Raw genomic sequence first — 24451 nt, 5'->3', positions numbered from 1 at the left:
GCGGGCGGCGCATGGGTTGCGCCGCCCGCCCTTGGTTTCGATCCGATCAGAACACTCGGAGTTGGCCCGGGGACCAGAAGCCCGAGCGGGTGGTGGTGCCGGTGGTTATTTCGGCCGGGGCGGCCTTGTAGTACTGGTCGTAGCGTTCCAGCGAACCCCAGTCGCGGGCCCAGTCGTTCTTCATGTAGGTCGGGATGGTGACCGACTTGGCGAGCATCTGTGAGAAGCCAAGGGGGCCACCGAATTCCTCGGCCTGCCAGGTGTCGGTGGAGCTGACCGCGAGCGGGCGGTCCGGCAGGATGCGGTAGTTCGGCACCTCGGCGACGCCGTCGCGGTGGTCGAACGGGCGCTGGCACGGGAACTGCAGGCCCACCGCCCAGTCCAGCAGCACCGGCTGCTCGGTGCCGATGACGTCGTCGAGCGTCTGCAGCTTGGGCACGCGCGGCGCGGTGAACGCCAGCCACTGGTCGCCGATCAGGATCGGGTCGTTGGCGACGATGCGCACCGTGTCGGCCTCGGGCGAGATCTGGTCCAGCGGCACCCGCAGGTTGCGCCACGACGGGAACGGGCCGATGTCGCGCGGCAGGTAGCTGCCCAGCTTGCTGACCGAGCCGTCGGCCTGCTTCTTGCCGTACTCCACGGTCAGCGACTGGCCGTACTTGACCGCGCCGGTGTCGTCGACCGACAGGATGCGCCCGGCCGCCGAGATCACCACCAGCGGCGAATCATCCGAGCGCGCGGGCAGCTGATACCAGCTGGAGGTCAGGTGCGCGGGCTGCTGCACGCCCTCCTGGTAGCTGCCCATCACCGGGGTGGTCGCCGGGTCGAGGCCGAACGGCAGCGCCACGGTGCTGCCGTTCACCCCGGCCTGCTGGGTGGTGCCGCCACCGGTGCCGGCGTTCTGGCCCTCGGCGAACACCGCGCCCACCGACTGTGTGGAGGTGTTGCCGGTGCCCGGCTTCACCTCGACCGTGTCGGCCTTCAGATCGGTCGGAACACCGTTGGGGGAGAAGCCCACCGGGTCGCCACCGGCGAGCGCGTCGCCGTCCTTGGGCGGATGCGCCGGATCGACGATCGGCTGCAGGTTGCCGCTGTTGACGTTCTGCTCGACCAGAATGTCGTCGGCCAGGCCGCAGGTCGCGCCGCCCACCGCACCGACGTTCGAGCGCGCCAGCGAGTACGCCGGGTACTGCCCGACCGCGCCCTTCACCAGCGAGAAGACCTCGAACAGCACCATCACGGCCGCGACCACGGTCAGCGGAACGGCGGCGAACTTGCGAATTCGCCTGCCCCGCGCGGTTTTCGGGCTCGCCGGCGGTTTGGCGTAGCCCTCGCGCAGCGACTGCCAGCCGACCAGCGCCAGCGCCAAGCCGAACAGCACCAGCATGATGGTGTTGGACTCGATGCCCTTCAGCGACACGGTCTTGTCGAACCACGGCACCCCGAAGCTGGACACGTACCAGTAGCCGTTGATGCCCGAGAACGACAGCGCCAGCGCGAACAGCAGGGCGGCCAGGAAGATGGACCGGTTCTTCCGGGAGCGCAGCGCCGACGCCGACACCGCGACCGCGGTCACCGCGCCCAGCGCACCGGCGATGCCCGCGTAGGCGCCGAAGTGGTGGGTCCACTTCGTCGGGTTGAACATCATGAAGAAGATCGTCCCGAACACGATGCCCATCAGCCGCCACGTCGGTCCGCTGGCGATGCCCGGTACCCGCCGGCGGCGCAGCAGCACCATCATCGTGGTGAACAGGCACAGCAGCATCACCAGGAAGGCGAAGCGGCGGGCCAGCGAGCCGTCCACGGTCTCGACGAACAGGTAGTAGTAGCGCAGATAGTCCTCGTACCAGGCCAGATTGGGCCCGGCGAGCTGCCGGACGCGGTTGGCCTCCTGGATCGCGGCGAAGGTCTGGTCGCTGTAGACGACGGTGAGCACCAGGAAGCCCGCGGCCGCGATCGGCGACAGCAATATCAGCGTCGAGGTCCAGCGTTTCGAGGCCCAGCCCGAACCCGCGCCCGCCGCCAGTTCGCGGCGGCGGCGCACCACGATCCACACCAGTGGCCGGATACCGGCGAGCAGGGCCGCCACGCACATCAGGCCGGTCGGCGCGGCCGCCAGCGTGAACGCCGCGACCAGGACGGCTATGGCGGCGGGCAGCAGCCGGGAGGTCGCGATGGCCCGCTCGATCGACACCCAGGTCAGCAGCGCGCCCAGCGCGACGATCGGTTCGGAGCGCAAGCCGTTGTCGTAGGGCAGCCAGAAGGCCAGGAAGACCAGCCCGCCGGTCCACAGCGCGACCTTCGAGGTGCGCACGCCGCGTCCCAGCCGGGGCACCACCTCGCGGCTGATCACCATCCAGCACAGGATTCCGCAGAGCAGCGCCGGGATCCGCACCCACACGCTGGCCGTGGAGATCTGCGCGAACGCCTGGATCACGTAGTAGTACCAGCCGAACGGCGCCTCGGGCACGCCGTACCAGCGGAAGTAGTTGGCGAGGTAACCGGCGTGCGGGGCCACCCGCACCATGCTGAGGATGTAGCCGTCGTCGGAGGTGTTGGCGCCGACGAAATGCCACAGCAGCAGGGCGCCGCCGATCGCGCCGTCCGCCCAGGTCGGCTTCAGCCAGTGCGCGGGCAGGAAACGGCGGTGGCCGCGGCCGTCACCGGTGTCCAGGCGAGCCAGCGCGCCCAGCGCGATCAGCGTGCACAGCACGGCCGCGATCATCGCCACCAGTTTGGTGAGGGTCGGGGTGGTGGTGAACCGGGAGTCGACGGTCATGTGGAACGACAGTCCGTCCGGCGTCGCGCCCTTCAGGTCGGTGAACACGCCGACCACCTGGGGCCGCAGATCGCCGCCGAGGGTGCCGTCGATCGGCGCCGTCACCGTCTCGGTGGCCCCGGGCGCACCGCCCTGGACCGGCTGCTCGACCTGCCTGGTCGCCCCCTCGAACGACGCGTAGGTGCGGTCGTGATCGGAGTTGATCACGATCGACGAGCAGCCGCTCAACTCCGACCGCTGCGCCGAGGCCACCACCGCGTTGCGGTCCACGACGTCGACCGAGGTCTCCGACACCCGGACGAACATCGCCTCCAGCGAGGCGCGGTCGCCCTGCGGCGGCGCGGTGGCCAGCAGCATGCCGCCCTGCGGTGGCAGCTGGTCCACCAGCGAACAGGGAATGGTGGCGTTCAGGTCCACCGGAACCTGCGACATCAGCGGCGCCTGCACGCTGCCGAGGGTGCCGCCCTGCGGCCAGTCCACCGCGGAGGTGGTCTGATTCACCGGCAGGAACGGGGCGGCGATCGCGAACAGCGCGCCCAGCACCCCGGCGACCAGCGCGACCAGGCGCGCGGTGCGGAAATCGCGGGGTGTCGCCACGGGGGTGGGGGGCGACGGTTTCGTCAAGACAGCAGTTGCGGCGTCGGGCACGGTTGGTGATGTTATCTGCCCACGCTGAGAGTGACCGTGTTCACGCCGATCCTCGAGGCATCCGTCCAACTTCCACCCATCGGCTACCGGGCGCGGATGGGGACGTCTTCGGCTCGGCCCGAACGGGTTTCGACGGTCACGCCGATCGTCGCGGGGGTCGCGGACGGGACATACGGCGTGAGCCGCTCCAGGGAGCCCCAGTCGCGGTCCCAGTCGTCGTTCAGATAGCCGGGCACGGTCTGGGCCTCGGCCAGCAGGCCGGTCCAGCCGAGCGGGCCGCCGCCGATGTCGTCCTGCCACGCGTTGGAGGCGTCGGAGCCGACCCGGTCGGGCAGGATGCGCCAGCGCGGCGCCTCGGCGACGCCGTCCTTGTGATCGAACGGGCGCTGGCAGGGGAAGGCGAGCCCGACGTGCCAGTCCTCCAGCACCGGGTCCTCGCGGCCCACCACGGTGTCCAGCGTGGCCAGCTTCGGCAGCCGGGGCGGGGTGACGGCGAGCCACTGCCGCGGGGTGAGGTCGTTGGCGACCGCGACGAGGCGCACCGCGTTGGTGCCGTCGGGAATCCGGTCCAGCGGCACGCGCATGTTGCGCCACGAGGGCGCGCCGCCGATATCGAGCGGCTGGAACGAGCCGAGCGGCTGTTCGGAACCGTCGTCGGCGCGGTGCGCGAACTCCACGCGCAGATCCTGCCCGTAGGTGACCACGCCGTCCTTGTTCACCGACTTGATCCGCCCGGCCGCGCTCACGGTCAGCAGGCGGTAGGCGGGATCGTCGCGGGCGGCGTCGAGGTCGAGCCGGTACCACTGCGAGGTCAGGTGGGCCTGCTGCTTGTCGCCGGTGGTGTAGTTGCCCAATACCGGGGTGCGGGCCGGGTCGAGCCCGAACGGCAGCTTCACCGTGCTGCCGTTGATGCCCGCCCGGTCGGTGCTGCCGCCGCCGGTGCCCGATCCGGTGGTGTTGGTGGTTTTGTTCTCGGACTTGGTGTCGACCGAGTTGGCGCCGCCGCTGACGGTCTCCTCGGCGTCGGCGGTCAGGTCGCGCGCCACGCCGTCGGGGGTGAAGCCGACGTTCTCCGCGGCCAGGCCGTCCGCCGCCGCGCCGGTATAGGGCTGCAGCAGCGAGTCCGCGGTGTTCGTCTCGACCAGCACGTCGTCGGCGAGCGAGCACGAATCGCCGCCCAGCGCACGCAGATTCGCCTTGGTGATCGAGTAGGCCGGGTACTGCGTGACGGCCGCCTTGCCGAGCGAGGCCACCTCGAACAGCACCATGGCTGCGGCGGCGATGGTCAGCGGCTGCACGGCGAACTTGTCGAACCGCTTGCGCCCGTCCGCCTTTCGGTACGGCTCGCGGTAATACTGCCACGCGGCCAGCAGCAGGCACAGCACCGCGAGGCCGAGGAACATCGTCGAGAAGCCCTTGCCCGCCAGCAGCGGCGCCTTGTCCCACCACGGGATTCCGTAGCTGGACACGTACCACCAGCCGTTCGAACCGGTGAAAGTGATTGCGAGCAGGAAGAATACGGCGGCGGCGAACAGCGAGCGGTTGTACGCCGCGCGAATCCCGTTGACGCCCACCGCGACCGCCGTGAGCGCGGCGAGCGAACCGGCCAGACCGGCGTAGACCCCGAAGTGGTGGGTCCACTTGGTCGGCGTGAACATCATCAGCAGCAGCGACATGAACACGATGCCCAGGATGCGCGCCGACGGCCCGCGCGAGGTGCCCGGAATCCGCCCGCTCTTGCGCAGCATCACCAGCACACACACGCCCAGGCACAGCACCATGCCGAGAATCCCGAAGCGCCGCGCCAGCGACCCGTCGGGCGACAGCATCAGCAGCGAGTCCCAGCGGGTGCGCTCGTCGAACCAGGCCACGTTCGGCCCGATGATCTTGCGCACCCGGGTGGCCTCCATGACCGAGGCGAGCGTCTGATCCGCGAAAACCACGACCAGCACCAGGGTTCCGGCGGCGACGCCGGGGGCCAGCAGCGCGCCGTAGCGCAGTATCGCCGAGGCGAACGTCCCGCGTCCGGCCCGCTTGTCCGGCGTCGCGTCGTCGGAATCCATGCGCCCGCGGGCCCGTTTGATGATCAGTTGCAGCACCGGGCGAGATCCGGCGATCAGCGCGGCGATGCAGATCAGGCCCGTCGGCCCCGCGGCCAGCGAGAAGGCGGCGATGAGCACGGCGATCGCGGCGGGCAGCAGCCGCCCGGTCGCGATGGCGCGCTCGATCGAGCACCAGGTCAGCAGCGCGCCCAGCGCGATCAACGGTTCCGGGCGCAGGCCGTTGTCGTAGGGCAGCCAGGCGACCAGGAACACCAGGCCCGCCGTCCAGCGCGCGATATTGTCGCGGCGCACGCGGGCGCCCAAGCGCGGCAGCACTTCCCGGCTGATCACCAGCCAGCACACGATGCCGGCGATCAGCGACGGCAGCCGCATCCACCAGCTGGCATCGCTGATCCGGGTCATCCAGGCCAGTACCTCGTACGGCCAGCCGAACGGCGCCTCGGCCACCCCGAACCAGCGGTAGTAGTTGGCCATATAGCCCGAATGCCGGGACGCCCGAGCCATGTTCAGGATGTAGCCGTCGTCGGAGGTGTTGGCGCCGATCACGTGCCACAGCAGCAGCGTGCCCAGCACCACCCCGTCGGCGATCTTGAAACGCCACCAGTGCGCGGGCAGGAAACGGCGGGGCCGGCGGCCGTCGGCGGTGTCGATCAGGTGCAGGCAGATCAGCGCGACGAGGGTGAGTACGACCGCGGCGATGATCGCGGCCAGTTTCAGTGGGCTCGGGGTGGAGGAGAAGCGGGAGTCGATGTCCGCGTGCAGGTGCGCGTCACCCAGCCGCGCTCGATCCAGATCGGTGTAGACGCCGACCACCTGCGGGCGGATGTCGCCGGACACCGAGTTGCGGAACGGGGTGCCGTCGGCGCGCGTGACGCCCGTGAATTCGGTGTCGGTGGCGCCCGCGGTGGAGTGCACGGTCAGCGCCGTGCAGCCGCCGATCTCATCGATCGGCGCGGACAGCAGCGGGATGTCGCGCTGGAGCACCGACAGCCGCCGGGCGCCGGCGTCGTCGGTCACCTTGGCCAGCAAGCCTTTCGCGCTCGCTCCGGGCGCGTCGGCGGGCACCGTGGACAGCACCGTGCCGCTCGGCAGTTCGCGGAATGCCGCGCACGGAATGTTCGCCTGCAGATCCAGCGGGACGTAGGACACCAGCGGCGCGTCCACGTTCACCGACTGCGGCTGCGGCCAGTCGAGCGTGGCGCGGTCCTCCCGCACCGGCAGCAGGGGTGCGAGCACCGCGCAGAGCGCGGCGAGCACACCCGATACGAGGGCGATCAGGCGAACCGGGGAAAACGCTGGGGAGTCTGCGCGCACGGTGCCTGATGCTAGCCACCCCCGCCGTTCTCCGGTCAGACCAGCCCGCGCACGTCCCACACCCACACGCCGTCGACGTAGCGGCCGGGGAAGCCGAGGAGCTGGTCGAGGGTGGCGTGGATGGCCCGGCCGTGCTCGACCGGAGGCAGCACGATCACGTCGGCCTTCCAGAAGTTCAGGTCGGCCAGGGCGTGTTCGCGGGTGGTGTCATCGATCTCGGGGACCCGGTCGGTCTGCTGGGCCTGTGCCATCAGCAGCGCGGTCGGGCGGATGTCGGGGCCGTACCGGCCCTTCTTGTCCGGGGCCGGGCCGACGAAATACCCACCGGCGAGCGGGAATTGCAGACCCGAGTCGACCTGCCAGCGCAGAGCGCGCGCGTCGACGGTGGACGGCGGCGGCGCGATGACCACCGAACCGCTGCTGACGTAGTCGCGAACCGTGCCGTCGGTGAAGAACGCCGGGGTGGGGGTGCGCTCGGTGACGGGCAGGATGGTCGGCACCAGCGGCACCAGCACCAGGGTCAGCGCACCGAACCAGATGAGCGGCCGCGGATCACCGAGCGACTCGCGCGCGTAGGCGATCGCGCGTTCGGTGCCGAGCGCCAGGATCACGGCGATGGCCGGCACGGCGGCCATGCTGAACCTGGTCTCCAGCACCGTGTTCAGCAGCGGTACCTGCTCCAGCCACTTCCAGGGCAGGCTCACGCCGAGCGGCCGCTTGCCGATCGTCGCCATCACGCCCAGCGACAGCACCGTGAACACCACGATCACCGCCGTGGCCGCCCGCGCCGCGCGGTAGTGGTTGAACGGCTCCACGCGCGGGCCGCGCCGCCACAGCAGCACCACCGTGACGGCCAGCAGCGCCAGCAGCGGCCAGCCGAAGTAGGAGTTGTCCTCGGTCGGGTTGATACCGACGTTCTGGCCCGGCGCGAACATGCCGCCCAGGGATTCCGCCGGGAACTGCACCAGCGCCTTCAGGTCGTTGCCGGTCGGGCCGTGATCGATGGACCGGTAACTCTGCGGGCCGAAGAACTGCCACCACAGCGGAATCGCCGTGAGCGCCAGCGTGATCAGGGCCGCGAGCCCCACCGTGGGCGCTACCCGGCGCACCACCAGCAGCCCGGTGCGCGGCCGGTGCAGGTAGTAGACGAGGGTGAACAGGCCGAACGCCAGCGCGAAGATCAGCAGCGGCTCCTCGCCCAGCGCGATCTGCAACGCCACCAGCAGGCCCAGCGTCACCGCCGCACGGACCCGCCGCGCCGGGCCCGGCGCGGGTTCGGTCGTCGCGCGCCGAGCTTGGCGGATGAGGACGAGCGCGATCACCGGCAGCAGCGCGAGCAGCACGAAATTCGGGTGGGCGTTGGCGTGCGAGATCATCGCCGGGGCGAATCCGCAGAACACACCGCCCACGGCCGCCGCGAACCGCGAGCGCACCAGTTCCCGGGAGAACAGCCAGTACCAGGCGAAGGCGGTGGCGGCCAGGCCCGCGGTGAGCACCAGCACGTAGGTGGTGGTCGGCCCGAACAGCATGGTGACGGGGGTCAGCGGGACGCCGACACCGAACATGGCGGTGTTGGCCATCATGTTCACCCCGGCCGGGAAGTTCTGCAGGGTGGTGCCGAGCGGACTCTCCAGGTGAGCGACCGAATGCGCGGTCACCGCGAAGAACCACTCCCACATGGACTGGTCCTGGCCGCTCTTGATCAGGTAGCCGTTGTCGGTGTCGCGCCACTGGCCGGACAGCACGATCACGGCGAAGAGCAGGTACGTCGTCCCGATCAGCAGATCGGTGCGCGAGGACCGCAGCCGCCGGACGAGTCCGGCGCGGCGGGAATCGGTGGCGGTGCCGAGCGTCGCCGCCCCGCCGGCGTGGGCCGGCGGGTCCAGGACAACGGTCGCGGCTCCCCCGATCGCTTCGGTTCGTCGTGATCCGATTCCCCGCCGGGTACCACAGGTACAACTCCCTCTTGCTGGACAAACTCAGCGGCCCACGCTACCGCCGTTTCCTGAGAGAGCGCGCGCCGAAGCGGGAGTTATCCACAGAAAATGAGGTATTCCACAGTCTTATCCACAGGTTTGGCGGGTTGTTCACATCAATGGCGGACGATAAGCGTGAACGGGCCGATGTTCGTCACCTGGAAATGCGGGTCCTCGAACAGCGTCTTGGGGAAGGACACCGTGTACCGCCGCACGTTGGGATCGTTCGGATAGACGTCCTCGGCGAGTCGCAGCGTGTACTTGTCGCCGCTGCCGCGGAACAGGAAGGCGTCCGGCGCCCGCCACGGGGTGTGCTCGAGGGCGTCGAGCAGTTCGGCGGGGGACTGCAGCCCGCTCCAGCGCTTGATCTCGGCCGCCCGCGCCGCGAAATCGGCCAGCGGATTCGCGTAGTGCGAGGTGAGGCCCTGGAAGCCGTAGTACGGGTAGTAGGCCAGGAAGCTGGTGTCGGCGGTGAGTACCACCGACTCGTCGCGTGGCCGACCGGTCTGCGTGGTGAGCGCGGCGTCGATCTCGCGGTAGTACGACACCGCCGACGGGCTGCGCTGGTCGGCGCGTTCACCATTGCCGTCGGTGTCGGTGTAGGCGGTGGTGATCTCGCTGTTCAGAATGCTGGGGATGCTCTGGGCGAAGGCCAGCGCGCCGATCACCGCGACCGCCACGGCGGCGGGCCGGAACCGCCGCGGTTCGTTGATCGCCTGGTAGATCGCTCGCGCGCCCTCGACGAAGCCGAAGGTTCCGGCCGCGGCCAGCAGTGTCTGCAGGATCGGTTCGAGCCGGAAGGACAGCCCGGTGAATCCGGCCGCGGTCACGGTCAGCGACGCCAGCGACCACAGATAGATCGCCACCACCGAGATCCCGAGGGCCTGGGCCCGGCGCGAACTCGCCGCCCGCGCCACCAGCCAGACCGTGCCGATCAGGCACAACGCGCCGAGCAGCGGCTCGCCGAAGTCGAACATCGGGAACGACAGCCGGGCCCCCGACTCCGGCAGATAATGCAGCGCGGTCCCCGATCCCGACCGCGCCCCCGTGAGCGCCTTCGCCAGCCACGGCCCCCAGGTGATCAGCGCCAGCGCGGCCGTGATCACGCCCATCACGACGAGCCGGGCCAAGATCGGCCCCAGCAGCCGCAGCGCGCCCGGCCCGGCCGCAACCGCCCGCGGCCGGTGCACCGCGTCCGCGCGCCGCTGCCACAGCAGCGCACACCACGCGACCACCGCCATCAATACCACCGTGAACACCGCGACACCGGCGAACAGTTGGTAGAACATCGCCGAAACGCCGAGGAACAACCCGGCCCCGACCGCCGCCCCCCATCCACCCGCGGTCTTCGCGGTAGCGCCCGCACCAGCGGCACCGGCACCCGACTCGGCCGCACCGATCGGCCCTGAAGCCTCGCCGGTCGACGCGACAGCCACGGCACTGTCTGTCGCGGCCACATTTTCCTCGGCCGGTGCGCCGGATGCCGCGACAGCCGGGCCGGTCGTGGCGTACTCCGCCGGGCGGTACAGCGCTCCCCAGGCCAGCAGCATGGCAGGGGCGAACAGGACTACCAGGACTGCGCTGTAGGCCTCGGGCGACGCGAACGCCAGCGTCACGGCGGTCGTCGCGGCCGCTACCGCCACGGCCCAGTCGGCGCGAATCAGCCTGGACCACAACACCATTGCCAGCGCCGCCGCCACCGCCAGCGCGGCGATCGCGTAGGGCTTGAACGTCTCCCACCCGGACATGCCGAGCAGGTTCGCCACCCGCCCGCCGATCCAGAACCACCCGGCGGGGTAGTACGGCGGCAGATCGATGTAGGTCATGTCGTGCAGCGCCGCGGTGTCGGTCAGCCGCGTCAGGTATTCGGTCCGGAACTCCTGGTCCACCGAGATCCCGAACAGATACAGCTTGGTGGCCGCCAGCGGCATCCCCAGCGTCACCGTCACGAACCCCGAAATGCCCACCCAGGACAGCACTTTCGCCAGCCACGACCACCGCCGCAGCCGCACCAGCACCACCGCCGCGACCAGCAGCGCCACCGCCGCCACCTGCCCGACCGTGGTCAGCGCCCGAGTCACATTGGAGGAATTGAAGGCCGGCCACTGCACGGTCCCGAACGCCACCAGCCCCACGGCCGCCACCGCCCCCGCGACCACCGCCGCGAGCCCCGCCTCCCCAAGACCCCCACCGACCTGCCGGAAAAGTACCCGCACGCTGCCTCCGGTTCCTCAATCGCCTGCACTGACCGCGAGCCGAGCGTCACTCTAGTCAGAGAAGGACGAACCGTCCGCACCGCCGATGCCGGACAGGTCACCGATGCCGTGCCAGTGTTTCCTCACCCGGCAACAGTTCGAGCGCATCGCAATGCTTCGGCACGACTTGCCTGAAATGCCGGTGGTCGAGAGTCGCAACCCTGGTAATCCGCAGTCGTTCTGCGACGGCGATAACCGCGGCGTCTACCGCACCGAGCGGAAAACCACCGTACTGCAGAACAAGTTCGGCGACGCGCGCGTAGTCGCCCGGGCATAGCGGCTCGACCCGCAGTTCCTCGTCGGCCAGTGCCCGCAGAAACTTCGCTTCGGGCCGCGGCCCGAGTTTTCCGAGCATGTAGCAGACCTCGGTGACGACCAGGTCAGGAACGATCAGCGGACCGGGCTCCCGGGTGAGTGCTGACACACATGCCACATGTTCGCTGTCGTTCTTGTTGGCGATGGCCAGCAAGGGGCCGGTATCGCAGAGGATCACCCCCGGCCGCCGAGCTCGCGGCGAAGAACCTCCTGCGAGCTGGAGGCGAAGTCGGGGTCGGCCTCGGCGGTGCCTGCGAACGAGAGGCGGGGCTTGGGACCCGCCTCCTCGTCCGTCCGCCCGACCGTCCGGCCATGGCTGGCGACCAGCCGCAGCACGACGGGACGGAGTTCCTGCCGCTCCTCCTCGGTCAGCAAGCCGACGAGTTCGCGCAGGTCCATGTTGTCGAAGGCTGCGGTCATGGCCTCAGGATACCGTTCACGCCAAGCCGTTCGTCCTCGAAAATCCGGCGGTCAGAGGGGGAGGCGGCGGAAGATCGGGCGGGGGACGTGGCGGAGGATCATCATGACCCAGCGGAAAGTGCCTGGGGCCCAGGCTATTTCCCTGCCTTTTTGGGAGGCGGCGACCGCCAGGGCGGCTACCTCCTCCTTGTTGACGGTGAGGGGGGCCTCGTCGACGTGGGCGGAGAACTTGGTGCGGACCTGGCCTGGGCGGATCACCGTCACGCGGGGGCCGAAGGGGCGCAGGGCCTCGCCCAGGCCGAGGTAGAAGCCGTCCAGGCCGGCCTTGGTGGAGCCGTAGACGAAGTTGGCGCGCTTCACGCGCTCACCGGCGACCGAGGACATGACGACGATCCGCCCGTAGCCCTGCGACTTCATCTTCTCGCCGACCAGCACCCCGACCGATACCGACGCGGTGTAGTTGACCTCGGCGACCCGCACGGCCTTCTGCTGGTTCTGCCACAGCTCCTCGGCGTCGCCGTCCAGCGCGAACGCCACGATCGCGACATCGATATCCCCGTCGGCCCAAGCCTGTTCGACGACCTTGGGGTGACTGCCGGTGTCGAGCGCGTCGAAGTCGATCACCTCGACCTTCGAGGCGCCGGCCGCCTCCAGCTGCGCCACCGAGTCCGCGCGCAGCGGATCGTCGGGCAGGGCGGCGAGCACGATCCGGGCAGGTCCCTTCTTCAGGTATTCCGCGCAGATCGCCAGGCCGATCTCGGAGGTGCCGCCCAGCAGCAGAATGTTCTGGGGGTTACCTACGGCATTGATCATTTGGTGCACTCACCGCTCACTGCAGCTCCAGCCTTCTCGCCATATCGGACATGAAAACGCCTGTGGGATCGACACTTCGGCGGGTCTTGATCCACTCGTCGATCCGGGGATACATCTTGTGGAAGGACTCCGCGGTGGTGCGGGAATCCTTGCCGGTGTAGAGCCGCCCGCCGAATTCCAGGACGCGCCGGTCCAATTCGGTGACGAACTCGTTGAGCCCCGCCTTGATCGGGAAGTCCACGCAGATGTTCCAGCCCGGCATGGGGAAGCTCAGCGGCGCCTGGTTACCCGGGCCGAACAACTTGAAAACATTGAGGAACGAGTAGAACCCGGAGCCCTGGATGTCGCGGATGATGCTCTTGAATTCCTCGACGGCCTCCGGCGGCACCACGAACTGGTACTGGAGGAAACCGTTCGAGCCGTAGCCGCGGTTCCATTCACCCAGCATGTCCAGCGGGTGATAGAACTGCGTCAGGTTCTGCACCTTGCCGCGGTAGGACCCCGACTTGCGGTACCAGAGTTCGCCGATCGGCGTGAAGGTGTACTTGTTGGCCAGGCCGTTCGGGAAGACATCGGGCAGCGTGAGGAAGGTCTTGCCGTTGAACTTCAGCGGATCCTTCCGCAGCTTCTTCGGCAATTCGTCCAGCTTCGCCAGATTGCCGCGCGAGATCGCGGCCCGGCCCAGCTTGGGCTCCGGGCTGATCGCGTCGAACCAGGCCGAGCTGTATTCGTAGCGATCCTCCGAGCCGTCGCTGTGGAAGGCGATGGTCTCCTCGAGCGTCGCGGTGACATCGCCGTCGGCGATGAAGTACGCGGTCTCGGTCGGCGTCATCTCGATGGTGGCCCGCAGGATGATGCCGGTGAGCCCGCACCCGCCGACGGTCGCCCAGAACAGTTTCGCGTTCCGCTTCGGCGTGATGTGGTGCACCGTGCCGTCGGCGGTGAGCAGTTCCATCGACCGCACGTGATTGCCGAAGCTGCCCGCGCTGTGGTGGTTCTTGCCGTGGATGTCGGAGCCGATCGCGCCGCCGACGGTGACCTGCCGGGTGCCCGGCAGCACCGGGACCCACAGGCCGAACGGCAGCGCCGCCTTCATCAGCTGATCCAGGTTCACCCCGGCGTCGACATCGACCAGATGGGTGTCGCGATCGATGCGGTGGATCTTGTTCATCGCGGTCATGTCGACGACCAGGCCGCCGGCATTCTGCGCGTTGTCGCCGTAGGAGCGGCCGAGCCCGCGGGCGATCACGCCGCGGCGCAGGTGGGCGGGCTTGTCGGCGTTGTCCTGCGCGACCATCGCCACCGCCCGTGCGATCACTTCCGGATCGCCGGTCGAGAGCACTTCGGCGGAGGTGGGCGCGGTGCGGCCCCATCCCGTCAGCCGGCGGGTGCTGGTCGGCAGGTCGTAGCGTTCGGACGACCCTGAGCTGTCATTCTGTGACGCAGCGCCGTCGCCCGCAGTTTTCGCAGGACCCGCGGCGGTGGAGGTCTGAGCTTTCGTGGACATCGGCATAGAGGCTACAGGTATGACCGGACATCGGTCCCGGTGTCACGAGCGTCGCGGGGCAACCCGCTACGCTCGTGCGCGTGACCGCGGAACCCCATCTGCCACTGCCACCCGAGTTGCCTCTGGTCGACGAACCCGGCGGCACGAGTGTCGATCTGAGGACTCAGATCATCCGCTTCGCGCTGTCCGGCGGGTTCTCCGCGATCATCGACTTCGGGCTGTACACGCTGCTGTTGCAGGTGGTGGGGTTGCCGGTGGCGGCGGCGAAGTCGATCAGTTTCATCGCCGGGACCACGACGGCCTATTTGATCAATCGCCGCTGGACCTTCCAGGCGGCGCCGAGCCGAGCGCGCTTCCTGGCCGTGGTCGTGCTGTACGCGTTGACCTTCGCCGTGCAGGTCGGCATCAATCAGGTGCTCTACCACGTGCTGCCGGACGAATGGTGGCGTATCTGGCTGGCCTTCATCGTCGCGCAGGGCACGGCCACGGTGATCAATTTCGTCGTCCAGCGCCTGGTGATCTTCAAGCTCCGGTGAGGCGAACCCGCCGATCCCGGAGAAGCACCATTGCGGCCGGGACCGGCGGATTCGATATTCGGCGACGGGGGCTCGGGTCACGGGCGTCGCGCCGAAGCTGTTGTCACCGAAGAATGCGCCGGGCGCGGCGGTGCCGCAAGACACGAAACATGGTTAGCTGCAACGATACTGGCGTGGCGAAGCGGCCCGGTGGCCCGCTTTCGGCTGCGGGCGAGGACAATTCGCAATATTGCGTTGGCAATTTCGCGCAGCGCGCCCGATCTTGACCGGTGTGTAATCCCCCTTGCCGGAGGCGGACCGGTCAGACCGGGGTCAAAGTCACCGGCACTCCGTTGAACACGGCGTTGCCGGAGGGGACGTCGACGATCGAATCATCGGTCAGCACATTGGCATTCACTCCGGCGTGCGCGCGGGCGACCGATTGCGCGCTGTCGGAGTGGCCCCAGCCGTGCGGCAGGCTCACCACGCCCGGCATGATCTCCTCGGTCGGCTCGACCGGCACGGTGAGGATGCCCGCCGCCGATTTCACCACCGCCTCGGCGCCCAGGCCCAGCCGCCGCACATCGTCGGGGTGGACGTGCAGCGTGCAGGTGTTGGACCCGCCGACCAGGCTCGGCACGTTGTGCATCCAGCTGTTGTTGGAGCGCAGCTGGCGACGCCCGATCAGCACCATGCCCGCGGCCTGCTCGGTGAGCCGGGCGCGCAGCCGCTCGACATCGTCCAGCAGCGGGCGCGGGGCCAGCTCGACCCGCTTCGAGGCGGTACGGAGCACGCCCGGCAGCCGCGGTCGCAGCGGACCCAGGTCGAGGCCGTGCGGATGGTCCAGCAGCACTTGCAGATTCAGCCCGCCGGACACCCCCGTCTGCTCGACGGGCCGCGCCTGCGGATTCCACTCGCCGTACGGGCCTAGCCGCAGCATCATGTCGATGCGCTGTTCGGTGCTGTTGTCGCCGAGCAGCTCGGCGCGGCGTTCGAGCAGGCCGGCCTTGTGCAGGGTGCCGGCGATGATCAGCTCGTCCACCGCGGCGAGCGGGTCGCGGCCGGGCTCGGGCTGCTGACCGGACGCCGCGATCGCCAGCCGCGCCAGGATCTCCGACTCGGAGGGCCGGTCGTCCAGCGGCAGCAGCGGTCGTGAGTAGCGCGCGTAATCGCGCACGGCGAAGTTCAGGAGCGCGAAATCGTAGTGCGGCGATTGCAGGGTGCGCGGCGGCGGCAGGATCACATCGGCATGACGGGTGGTCTCGTTCAGGTAGCGGTCCACGCTGACCATGAACTCCAGTTCGCCCAGCGCCGCACCGAGCCGCGCGCCGCTGGGCGCCGACAGCACCGGATTGCCCGCGACCGTCACCAGCGCCCGCACCCGGCCCTCGCCCGGCGTGCGGATCTCGTCAGCCAGCGTGGCGATCGGGAACTCGCCCATGGTCTCCGGCGCCTGCCGCACCCGACTGGTCCAGCGGCCCAGCCGGAACGGCCGGGTGCGCACGATGCCGAGCGCGGCGGCGGTGGCGAACATGGCCCCGCCCGGCCGATCCAGATTGCCGGTGAGCACATTGAGCACGTCCACCAGCCACTGCGTGAGGGTGCCGAACTCGGCCGTGCAGGTGCCGATGCGGGCGTAGACGGCGGCCGTCGGCGCGGCGGCCAGCTCACGGGCCAGCCGCACGATGGTCTCCGCGGGGATACCGGTGCGCTCGGCGACCCGCTCCGGCGGAAAGGCCGTGGCGGCGGTGCGCACCTCGTCGATTCCCTCGGCCTCGACCCGGACGGTCGTCAGGTTCTCCGCGAACAGCGTGTGCACGATCGCGAAGAGCAGGTACGCGTCGCTGCCCGGCCGGATGAACAGGTGCTCATCGGCCAGCTTCGCCGTGCGGGTACGGCGCGGGTCGACCACCACGAGCCGCCCGCCGCGTGTGCGCAGCGCCTTCAACCGGCCCGGGTAGTCCGGCGCGGTGCACAGCGATCCGTTCGACTCCAGCGGATTGGCGCCGAGCACGAGCAGATACTCGGTGCGGTCGAGATCGGGCACCGGGACCGTCAGCGGGTCGCCGAACATCAGCCCGCTGGCCACCTGCTTGGGCATCTGGTCGGCGGTGCTGGCGGAATAGACGTTGCGAGTGCTCAGTGCGCGGATGAGCGGGGGCAGATACAACGCTCCCGCGACGGTGTGGGCATTCGGATTGCCGAGGTACAGGGCCGTGGCCTGATGGCCGTGGGCGGCGACGAGGGCGGGCAGCCGCTCGGCGATCAGGTCGAACGCCTCCTCCCAGGAGGCCGCGCGCCAGGTGCCGGTGGCGCGGTCGCGAATCATCGGCTCGCTCAGCCGTTCCGGGTCTTCGTCGAGGCGGCCGAGGCTGGCGCCCTTCGGACAGATGAAGCCGCGGCTGAACGGATCCTCCCGGTCGCCCCGTACGCCGACCACCCGATCCTCGGCGGACAGGGTGATCTCGAGCCCGCAGACCGCCTCGCACAGCGGGCAGGTGCGGAGCAGGGTGCGGTTACCGTCCGTGACGCGCGTCATAGCACCATCATCACCCGGCCCACCGACAAGTGCGATCCGGATACCACGAAAACCGCGAGAGCCGTTGGGCCCTCGCGGGTTCGGGTCGTATGCGATTGTGCGGCGCGGCGGCGCCGGCGGGCTAGCTGGCGATCCGTGTGACCTGCGACTTGCGGCCCGAGCGGGCGGACCGGACGGCCGCGGCGATCGCGACCACCGGCGGCAGCCAGCGGGCCTCGCCCGGCGCGACGCCCCAGCCGGCCGCACCGGCGGCCGACAGCTGGGTCGGCGGGAGCGGGATGCCCGCACCGTCGGTGTAGACGGTGGCGCCGGCCTCGCGCAGCGCCTCGAGCGCCATCTCGGCCTTGCGGACGCCGGTCACCAGGTGGATCTCGCGGCGCTCGGCGCCCGGAATCTCGATCACCGGCCCGGTGAGGTTGTTCGCCCGCAGGAACCGGCGCACGGTCGCCGCGAGTTCGCCGGTCACTTCGATGCCCGATACGTCCTCGTCGGTGATCAGGCAGATGCCGTTGGCCGTTTCGGCGACCGTCCAACCGCGCCGGATGTAGTCCTGCGCGCTGGCGGCCAAGGTAGCCGCCGAGACGGAAGTCGGAAACGTCGTACGCACTGTCTTCTCCATTCCCCGGGTAAAACTAGGTCCTGCGTTGGTGTTCATGGGACGTATCGGGCCACATAGGACGCCGTGTTACAGGTCTGCGAAACTTTTTTGCCCGCCGTCGAATTCATCACAGGTTCACCATTTGATTCCGCCTCGCTATCGAGTCCACCGCGGTGGCGGGGCGCCGCCGGGCCGAGCACCACGGTCGTGTCCGTACCTGTGAATCGAAGCTGTTGTGGCTGAAAGTTTCCCAACAGAACTCTTGTGGCCCACCCGTTGCCCGCGGCCGGTGGCCGGGAGAGGATCGGGCCATGACCGACGAGCCGCTCGGGCCGCCCGCGGACCCCGCGGACGACTACGAGGCAGAACCCCGATTCCTCGCGTGGAAGGAGTCCACCGGCCGAAGGTTGTCACGTCATGTGGGTGACGACCCAGCCGACGAGCGCCCGGCCGAGCCGTTCCGCAGCCCCGGCGCGTTCCTCGCGTGGGCGCTCGCCGCTCTGCGCGCCCTGCTGGACCTGCAGTTCCACCGATCGGCGACGCGCACGCTGCTGCCGCTGGCCTACCTGCTCGGCCTGGCCTTCGCCGGCGGCGTGCCGATCGTGCTCACGGTGTTGCTGTGGCACGTATCGATGCCGCTGGGGCTGGTGTTCGCGGTGGTGGTGGCGGTGCCGCTGGGGCTGACGATCGCCGCGTCGGTGCGGTTGGCCCTGGAATTCCTGGTGAACGCCGCGCGGCTGGCCGATCGCGTCGAGCACATCAACGATCTCGCCGACGACCTGTTCCAGGCGCTGTCGGAGATGGCGGAACCGGTCAACCAACTCTCCGAAGACGTTCGCGCCGTGCAGTTCTGGCGGTTCCGCCGGCGCCCGCCCCGGAAATAGTTCCGAAATTCGGGTCCATAGGCGGTATCCGAGAGTCGTTGGCCTGTGCAACAATCCGAGTCGCGTGTCCAATTCGGCCGGGACGCTCGGTGACGTTCCACGCCCTTCGGCGGGTTCGCGTCGAGCGGTAGGATCGGCACGATACGGAGGGGGAAGGCATGGCTTTACCGCACGGGATCACCGGGTCGACGATGCCCAGGCGGCAGCTGGGGCGGCAGCTTCGCGACCTGCGCAACCGTGCCCGCATGACGACTCGGGTGGCGGCCCAGCGGCTGGAGTGGTCGGAGGCCAAGATCTGGCGCATCGAGACCGGCCAGACCTCGCTGCGCGGCCTCGATGTCGAGGCCATGTGCAAGATCTACGGGGCACCGGCCGAGCTGGTCGAACCGCTGACCGCGCTGGCCCGGGAGACCAAGTCGCGCGGCTGGTGGGCCGAATACGGCGATGTGATCCCCGAGGGTTTCGATGTGTACATCGGCCTCGAGGAGGCCGCCGACCGCCTCTCGACCTTCGAGAACGATCTGGTGCCCGGCCTGCTACAGACCGAGGACTACGCCCGTGCGGTGCTGTCCGCGGCGCGGCCGGACATGCCCGGTTCGGAACTGGAGCGGCGGGTGGCGCTGCGGGTGGCCCGGCAGAACGTGCTGACCCGCCCGCGCTCGCCGGTCCGGCTGGTGGCGGTGCTCGCCGAGTCGCTGCTGTGGCACCGGATCGGTGGCGCCGACGTGCACGCCGCCCAACTCGACCACCTGCGCCGGATGTCGGAGCGGCCCAACGTCGATCTCCGGGTGGTGCCCAACGACTGCGGCTACCACGACGGTATGGAGACGGGTCGCTTCATGCTGCTCGAATTTCCCGAGCCCGCAAGCGATCTGAGCGAGCCGCCGGTGGTGTACATCGAAAACTTCACCGGCTCCACATATCTCGACAAGGAGGCCGAAATCGCGCGCTACCGTGCGGCTTTCGGCGGTATCCGGACCGCGTCCGTGGACGCCCGCGCGGCCATCGAGGAGGCCCTGGCCGCGTTCTGAGCGGTCAGCGCAGGGTGTGCGTGAGCACGTCGCGGTGGGTGGGCGCGGCGGCGGCGTGCAGGGCCCGGCCCTTGTCGGTCAGGCAGACGAAGATCGCGCGCCGGTCGTCGGTGCACATGCTGCGGCTCACCAGGCCGTCGCGCTCGAGCCGGGCCACCGCCCGCGACAGGGCGCTCTGGCTGAGGTAGATGTCGCCGGCCAGGTCGCTCATGCGGTAGGTCTCGCAGTGGGCGTCGACCAGGCGGTCCAGCGTCTCGAACTCGCTGAGCCCGATCCGGTGGCGGCTCTGTAGCTCTTTCTCCAGCGCACAGGAGACGGCGGCGTGCTGGTCCAGCAGATCGCGCCATTTGCTCACCAGTCCGGCTGGTACTGCCTGATCCAGCGACTCCACACCGGGCCGGTCGACTGACGCTGTCGACGGCTTTGACATGGGGTCATCCTAGTGCCCGACCTCAAATCATGCAACTACATTAAATGCTTGCGCATTAGATGCGCATGCATGTACTGTCCCAACTCATGACTTCCACGGCAACACTCCCGGCCGCCGCCCAGGCGGCCACCCGGTGGCCGGCACGCATGTGGGGAATGCTGATCACCCTGTGCATCGTGCTGTTCCTCGACGGTCTCGACGTGTCGATGATCGGTGTCGCACTGCCGTCCATCGGCTCCGAACTCGGTCTGACCACCTCGACCCTGCAGTGGCTGGTCAGCGGTTACGTGCTCGGCTACGGCGGCCTGCTGCTGCTCGGCGGGCGCACCGCGGACCTGCTCGGGCGGCGCAAGGTCTTCCTGATCGCGCTGGCCGTGTTCGCGGTGGCCTCGCTGGCGGGCGGCCTGGTCAGCTCCGCCGCGCTGCTGATCCTGACTCGTTTCGTGAAGGGCCTGGCCGCGGCGTTCACCGCGCCCACCGGCCTGTCGATCATCACCACCAACTTCGCAGAGGGCCCGGCCCGCAACAAGGCGCTGTCCATCTACACCGTGTTCGGTGCGGGCGGCTACTCGATGGGCCTGGTGTTCGGTGGTCTGATGACCGGACTCGGCTGGCGCTGGACGTTCTTCCTGCCGGTGCCGATCGCCATCGCCGCGCTGGTCGCCGCCGCGTTCCTGGTGCCCAAGGACCGGCCGGCCGAGGACGGCGGGCACGACCTGCTGGGTGCGCTGTTCTCCACCGCCGCCATGCTGCTGCTGGTCTTCACGGTCGTCTCGGCGCCCGAGGCGGGCTGGGCCTCGGCCCGTACCGTCGGCTCGTTCGCCGCGGTGGTGGCGCTGTTCGTGGCGTTCGTCGCGGTGGAGAACCGGGTGCGGCACCCGCTGATCCGGCTCGGCATCCTGCGCAAGGTGTCGCTGGTGCGGGCGAGCCTGGTCATCGTCGCCCTGGCCGGTTCCTACTTCAGCTGGCAGTTCATCGTGACCCTGTTCCTGCAGGACACCCTGGGCTGGTCGGCGCTGGAGCTGGCGATGGGGCTGCTGCCGGTGGGTCTGCTGGTCGCGCTGTCGTCGGTGTTCTCCGACAAGATCGTCGACCGGTTCGGCACCGGCCCGATCATCGCGGTCACCATGGTCGTGATGAGCATCGGCTACCTGCTGTTCCTGCGACTGGACACCACGCCCTCGTATCTCGCGGTGATCCTGCCCGCGGTGCTGCTGATCGGTATCGGCTGGATCGGCTTCCCCGCCATCAACATTCAGGCCACCAACGGCATCGATGACGCGGAACAGGGCCTGGCGGCGGGCGTGCTGCAGACCTCGATGCAGGTCGGCGCGGCCATCGTGCTGGCGATCAACACCGCGATCATCTCCTCCGGCGCGCACACCGACACGTCGCCCGGCGCGGTGCTCGACGCCTACCGACCCGGCCTGATCTTCGCCGGTGTGGTCTGCATCGTCGGCGCGCTGGTGGCGCTGACCCACTTCCTGCCCAAGCGATCGGCCCCCGCGCCGGTGTCCGACTCGGAGCGGGAGCTGGAGCTGGCTGCCTGATCATCCGGCACGGGAGTCCGAAACCGCGGTGGGCGAACATGATTCGCCCACCGCGGTTCGTGTCGTCGGCAGTAGAAACTAGGCGCGCAGGCTTCGCAACCGCGGCGCCGCGGCGTCTTTCGGGGAGCGCACGAACGTCAGCGGTCTGCCGTCGCGGCCGACGGTCGGCCAGCCGATACCCAGCTCCGGGTCGAAAGCGTCCAGATCCCGGTCGAATTCGGGGGAGTACTCCAGTGAGCACAGGTAGGTGACCGTGGAGTCGTCCTCCAGTGACAGCAGCGCGTGGCCCAGTCCCTCGGACAGGAACACCGAGCGCCGGTGCACGTCATCGATCAGGACGGCGTCCCAGGTGGCGAAGGTCGGGGAGCCGGGGCGCAGATCCACCACCACGTCCAGGAAGGCCCCGCGCACGCAGGTCACGTACTTGGCCTGGCCGGGCGGGTCCTCGGTGTAGTGGATGCCGCGCAGCACCCCGGCCGCCGAGGTCGAGGTGTTGACCTGCAACAGCTCGAACGGCCGCCCGACCGCCTTCTCGAATTCGGAGGCCTTGAACGATTCGGTGAACACTCCGCGGTCGTCGCCGCGCAGCGTGGGGGTGAACTCCCAGGCGCCCGGCACCGAGAGTTCCCGGATCCGCATACTCATCGGTGCTCGTCTCCGCCCGGCCGCCGGACGTGTTCCATGCCGTCCTGCTCCCACCCGCGGCCGTGCTCGATCAGTTCGAGCAGATACTTCCCGTAGCCCGAGCGCGCCAGCGGCTCGGCCAGCCGGCACAACTGCTCGTCGTCGATGAAGCCCAGCCGCCAGGCCACTTCCTCGGGCACCCCGATCTTGAGACCCTGCCGCTCCTCGATCGTCCGGACGTAGTTGGAGGCGTCGAGCAGCGAGTCGAAGGTGCCGGTGTCCAGCCAGGCCGTGCCGCGGGCCAGCACCTCCACCGACAGCCGCCCCTGTTCCAGATAGGTGCGGTTGATGTCGGTGATCTCGTACTCGCCGCGCTGGGAGGGACGCAGGTCGCGGGCGATCTCCACGACGTCGTTGTCGTAGAAGTACAGACCCGGGATGGCGTAATTGGACCGAGGCAGCTTCGGCTTCTCCTCGATGGAAATCGCCTTGCCGTCGGCGAATTCGACGACGCCGTACGCACTCGGGTCCGACACCCGGTAGGCGAAGACCGCGCCGCCGTCCAGACCGTCGAAGCGGCGCAGCCGGGTGCCCAGTCCGGGACCGTGGAAGATGTTGTCCCCCAGCACCAGTGCCGCCGCCTCGGTGCCGATGTGGTCGGCGCCCAGCACGAACGCGCGCGCCAGGCCGTCGGGTTCGGGCTGCACCACGTAGCCGATCGACAGGCCGAACTGCGAGCCGTCGCCGAGCAGCCGCCGGAACGCGTCGGCGTCCTCGGGAGTGGTGATGACCAGGATGTCGCGGATCCCGGCCAGCATCAGCGTCGACAGCGGGTAGTACACCATCGGCTTGTCGTACACGGGAACCAGCTGCTTGCTCACTCCGCGCGTGATCGGATGCAGCCGTGACCCGGTGCCACCGGCCAGAATGATTCCGCGCATGTCACAGCAGTCTGCCATTCGCGCCGCGTCCGGGCTCGACGAGGTTCCGACTCGACCGCGAATTGATCACAGGCGGTTTAGCCGAGTCCCGCTGGGGCGACAAATTGTTGCGTAGGTCACGTTGTCAGCGCCGACAGCTCGCCGCCGGACCACGGTTGTGACGGCTCGGTGCGCCCGGAGTGAAGTAGGTGCGCCATGGTGGCGATTCCGATCGGCGAATCTCTCAGCGAGCCGGGCGTCGTGGTGAATCCCGGCGGCGGCAGCCTGCCGTCCCGCGCGCTGCGCCTGGCCTGTCTCGGCGTGGTGCGGCCGGTCGTCCGGCACTATCCGATCACTCCGCTGACCATGCCGCTGGCGAGCGCGGTGGTCGACGGTCTGGCCCGGCTGCGCCCCATGCCGTCCGGGGTGGAGCGAGAACAGGTGCGGCTCAGCGGTTTCCGGATGGAGATCCTGCGCCCGGCCGGTGCGCGGCGCGCGCTGCGCGACGGCGTGATGATGTATCTGCACGGCGGCGGCTTCTTCCTCTGCGGGCTGGACACGCATCGTCCGGTCGCCGCCGCGCTGGCCCGGCGCACCGGGCTGTCGGTGCTGAACGTGGATTACCGGCAGCTGCCCGCCACGCGCATCCCGGATTCGGTCGAGGACTGTCTCACTGCCTACCGGTGGCTGCTGCGGCACGGCGTCGATCCGGCGCGGATCGTCTTCGCGGGCGATTCGGCCGGTGGGTTCCTCACCTTCGCGACGGCGCTGCGCGCGGTCGAGGTCGGCCTGCCGGCGCCGGCCGGTCTGGTCGGACTGTCCCCGGCGCTCGATCTGGATTGCGCGGCCAAGCGCGACTACCTGAATATCGCCCGCGACCCGTACATCCCGCTGTCGGCGATGGAGCAGATGGTCCGCTACGGCGCCGACGGCGAATGCTCCGCGCTCTCCCCGGTGAACGGCGCGCTCGCGGGCCTGCCGCCCGCGCTCCTGATCGTCGGCGAGGACGAATTACTGCGCTACGACTGCGAACTCATGGCCCGGCGGCTGACCGCGGCCGGCGTGCCGAACTCGCTCGAGCTGTGGCGCGGCCAGGTGCACGCGTTCATGAGCATCCTGCCGAACCTGCCGGAGAGCCGGTCCGCGCTCGGCCGGGTGGCGCGTTTCGCGCGGGCCCGGGTGGAGAGCGGCCGCGTCGCGCGCACCGCGTGAACGACAGCACCCCCGCCCGGCGTTGACAGGGCGGGGGTGCTGGGGGAACCGAACGGTT

At 69.4% G+C, this 24451-nt stretch carries 18 protein-coding genes; 5 read left to right on the top strand and 13 right to left on the bottom strand.

The window, feature by feature from the left end; all coding sequences use genetic code 11:
- Positions 1 to 46: 46 nt before the first annotated feature.
- From ACFMRZ_RS21780 to ACFMRZ_RS21745, 8 genes are all read right to left on the bottom strand, one after another.
- Positions 47 to 3427, bottom strand: a complete 3381-nt coding sequence (locus ACFMRZ_RS21780; protein ID WP_400180540.1) for an arabinosyltransferase domain-containing protein — start codon at positions 3425 to 3427, stop codon at positions 47 to 49.
- An 83-nt stretch (positions 3428 to 3510) separates the two neighbouring features.
- Positions 3511 to 6804, bottom strand: a complete 3294-nt coding sequence (locus tag ACFMRZ_RS21775) for an arabinosyltransferase domain-containing protein (protein ID WP_400180539.1) — start codon at positions 6802 to 6804, stop codon at positions 3511 to 3513.
- 35 nt (positions 6805 to 6839) lie between these two features.
- Positions 6840 to 8690, bottom strand: a complete 1851-nt coding sequence (locus ACFMRZ_RS21770) for a glycosyl transferase (protein WP_400182936.1) — start codon at positions 8688 to 8690, stop codon at positions 6840 to 6842.
- A 206-nt stretch (positions 8691 to 8896) separates the two neighbouring features.
- A complete protein-coding gene (locus ACFMRZ_RS21765; RefSeq protein WP_400180538.1) occupies positions 8897 to 10996 on the bottom strand; it encodes an arabinofuranosyltransferase in 2100 nt (699 codons plus the stop codon).
- A gap of 97 nt (positions 10997 to 11093) precedes the next feature.
- Positions 11094 to 11528, bottom strand: coding sequence for a type II toxin-antitoxin system VapC family toxin (locus ACFMRZ_RS21760; RefSeq protein ID WP_400180537.1), 435 nt, complete (start codon positions 11526 to 11528; stop codon positions 11094 to 11096).
- Positions 11525 to 11770 (bottom strand): hypothetical protein, encoded by a 246-nt coding sequence (locus tag ACFMRZ_RS21755; protein ID WP_400180536.1) that lies wholly within the window; start codon positions 11768 to 11770, stop codon positions 11525 to 11527. The genes ACFMRZ_RS21760 and ACFMRZ_RS21755 overlap by 4 nt, the downstream gene beginning before the upstream one ends.
- Positions 11771 to 11821: 51 nt before the next feature.
- Positions 11822 to 12583: a decaprenylphospho-beta-D-erythro-pentofuranosid-2-ulose 2-reductase gene (locus tag ACFMRZ_RS21750; protein WP_400180535.1), complete on the bottom strand. Its 762-nt coding sequence runs from the start codon at positions 12581 to 12583 to the stop codon at positions 11822 to 11824.
- Positions 12584 to 12599: 16 nt separating this feature from the next.
- A complete protein-coding gene (locus ACFMRZ_RS21745) occupies positions 12600 to 14090 on the bottom strand; it encodes an FAD-binding protein (protein WP_400180534.1) in 1491 nt (496 codons plus the stop codon).
- Positions 14091 to 14170: 80 nt separating this feature from the next.
- Here ACFMRZ_RS21745 and ACFMRZ_RS21740 point away from each other — a divergent pair, with 80 nt between their 5' ends.
- Complete coding sequence (locus ACFMRZ_RS21740) at positions 14171 to 14626, top strand: GtrA family protein (protein WP_400180533.1); 456 nt, start codon at positions 14171 to 14173, stop codon at positions 14624 to 14626.
- Between the two features lie 301 nt (positions 14627 to 14927).
- On the opposite strand, the gene ACFMRZ_RS21735 is transcribed toward ACFMRZ_RS21740, so the two are convergent.
- Together ACFMRZ_RS21735 and ACFMRZ_RS21730 are read right to left on the bottom strand one after the other, a co-directional pair.
- Complete coding sequence (locus tag ACFMRZ_RS21735; protein WP_400180532.1) at positions 14928 to 17144, bottom strand: molybdopterin-dependent oxidoreductase; 2217 nt, start codon at positions 17142 to 17144, stop codon at positions 14928 to 14930.
- Positions 17145 to 17265: 121 nt separating this feature from the next.
- Complete coding sequence (locus ACFMRZ_RS21730) at positions 17266 to 17763, bottom strand: hypothetical protein (RefSeq protein WP_280273113.1); 498 nt, start codon at positions 17761 to 17763, stop codon at positions 17266 to 17268.
- Between the two features lie 290 nt (positions 17764 to 18053).
- On the opposite strand from ACFMRZ_RS21730, the gene ACFMRZ_RS21725 reads away from it, so the two are divergent.
- Both ACFMRZ_RS21725 and ACFMRZ_RS21720 read left to right on the top strand, forming a co-directional pair.
- Positions 18054 to 18626, top strand: coding sequence for a DUF4282 domain-containing protein (locus ACFMRZ_RS21725; protein WP_280273114.1), 573 nt, complete (start codon positions 18054 to 18056; stop codon positions 18624 to 18626).
- Positions 18627 to 18784: 158 nt separating this feature from the next.
- Positions 18785 to 19657: a helix-turn-helix domain-containing protein gene (locus ACFMRZ_RS21720; RefSeq protein ID WP_400180531.1), complete on the top strand. Its 873-nt coding sequence runs from the start codon at positions 18785 to 18787 to the stop codon at positions 19655 to 19657.
- Positions 19658 to 19661: 4 nt separating this feature from the next.
- Here the strand turns inward: ACFMRZ_RS21720 and ACFMRZ_RS21715 are convergent, their stop codons facing one another.
- On the bottom strand, positions 19662 to 20087 hold the full coding sequence (locus ACFMRZ_RS21715) for a MarR family winged helix-turn-helix transcriptional regulator (protein WP_400180530.1): 426 nt from the start codon (positions 20085 to 20087) through the stop codon (positions 19662 to 19664).
- Positions 20088 to 20173: 86 nt separating this feature from the next.
- Here ACFMRZ_RS21715 and ACFMRZ_RS21710 point away from each other — a divergent pair, with 86 nt between their 5' ends.
- Positions 20174 to 21637, top strand: a complete 1464-nt coding sequence (locus ACFMRZ_RS21710) for an MFS transporter (RefSeq protein ID WP_400180529.1) — start codon at positions 20174 to 20176, stop codon at positions 21635 to 21637.
- Between the two features lie 78 nt (positions 21638 to 21715).
- On the opposite strand, the gene ACFMRZ_RS21705 is transcribed toward ACFMRZ_RS21710, so the two are convergent.
- Both ACFMRZ_RS21705 and rfbA read right to left on the bottom strand, forming a co-directional pair.
- A complete protein-coding gene (locus ACFMRZ_RS21705; protein ID WP_280369071.1) occupies positions 21716 to 22276 on the bottom strand; it encodes a dTDP-4-dehydrorhamnose 3,5-epimerase in 561 nt (186 codons plus the stop codon).
- A 2-nt stretch (positions 22277 to 22278) separates the two neighbouring features.
- On the bottom strand, positions 22279 to 23202 hold the full coding sequence (rfbA, locus tag ACFMRZ_RS21700) for a glucose-1-phosphate thymidylyltransferase RfbA (RefSeq protein WP_280274366.1): 924 nt from the start codon (positions 23200 to 23202) through the stop codon (positions 22279 to 22281).
- 195 nt (positions 23203 to 23397) lie between these two features.
- Here rfbA and ACFMRZ_RS21695 point away from each other — a divergent pair, with 195 nt between their 5' ends.
- A complete protein-coding gene (locus ACFMRZ_RS21695) occupies positions 23398 to 24393 on the top strand; it encodes an alpha/beta hydrolase (RefSeq protein WP_400180528.1) in 996 nt (331 codons plus the stop codon).
- The last annotated feature ends 58 nt before the right edge of the window (positions 24394 to 24451 follow it).

The organism is Nocardia sp. N2S4-5 (assembly GCF_044628355.1).
GTDB classification, from domain to species: Bacteria; Actinomycetota; Actinomycetes; order Mycobacteriales; family Mycobacteriaceae; genus Nocardia; species Nocardia wallacei_B.
The sequence above is the reverse complement of the archived record's forward strand: the minus strand, read 5'-3'. Positions and strand labels throughout refer to the sequence as shown.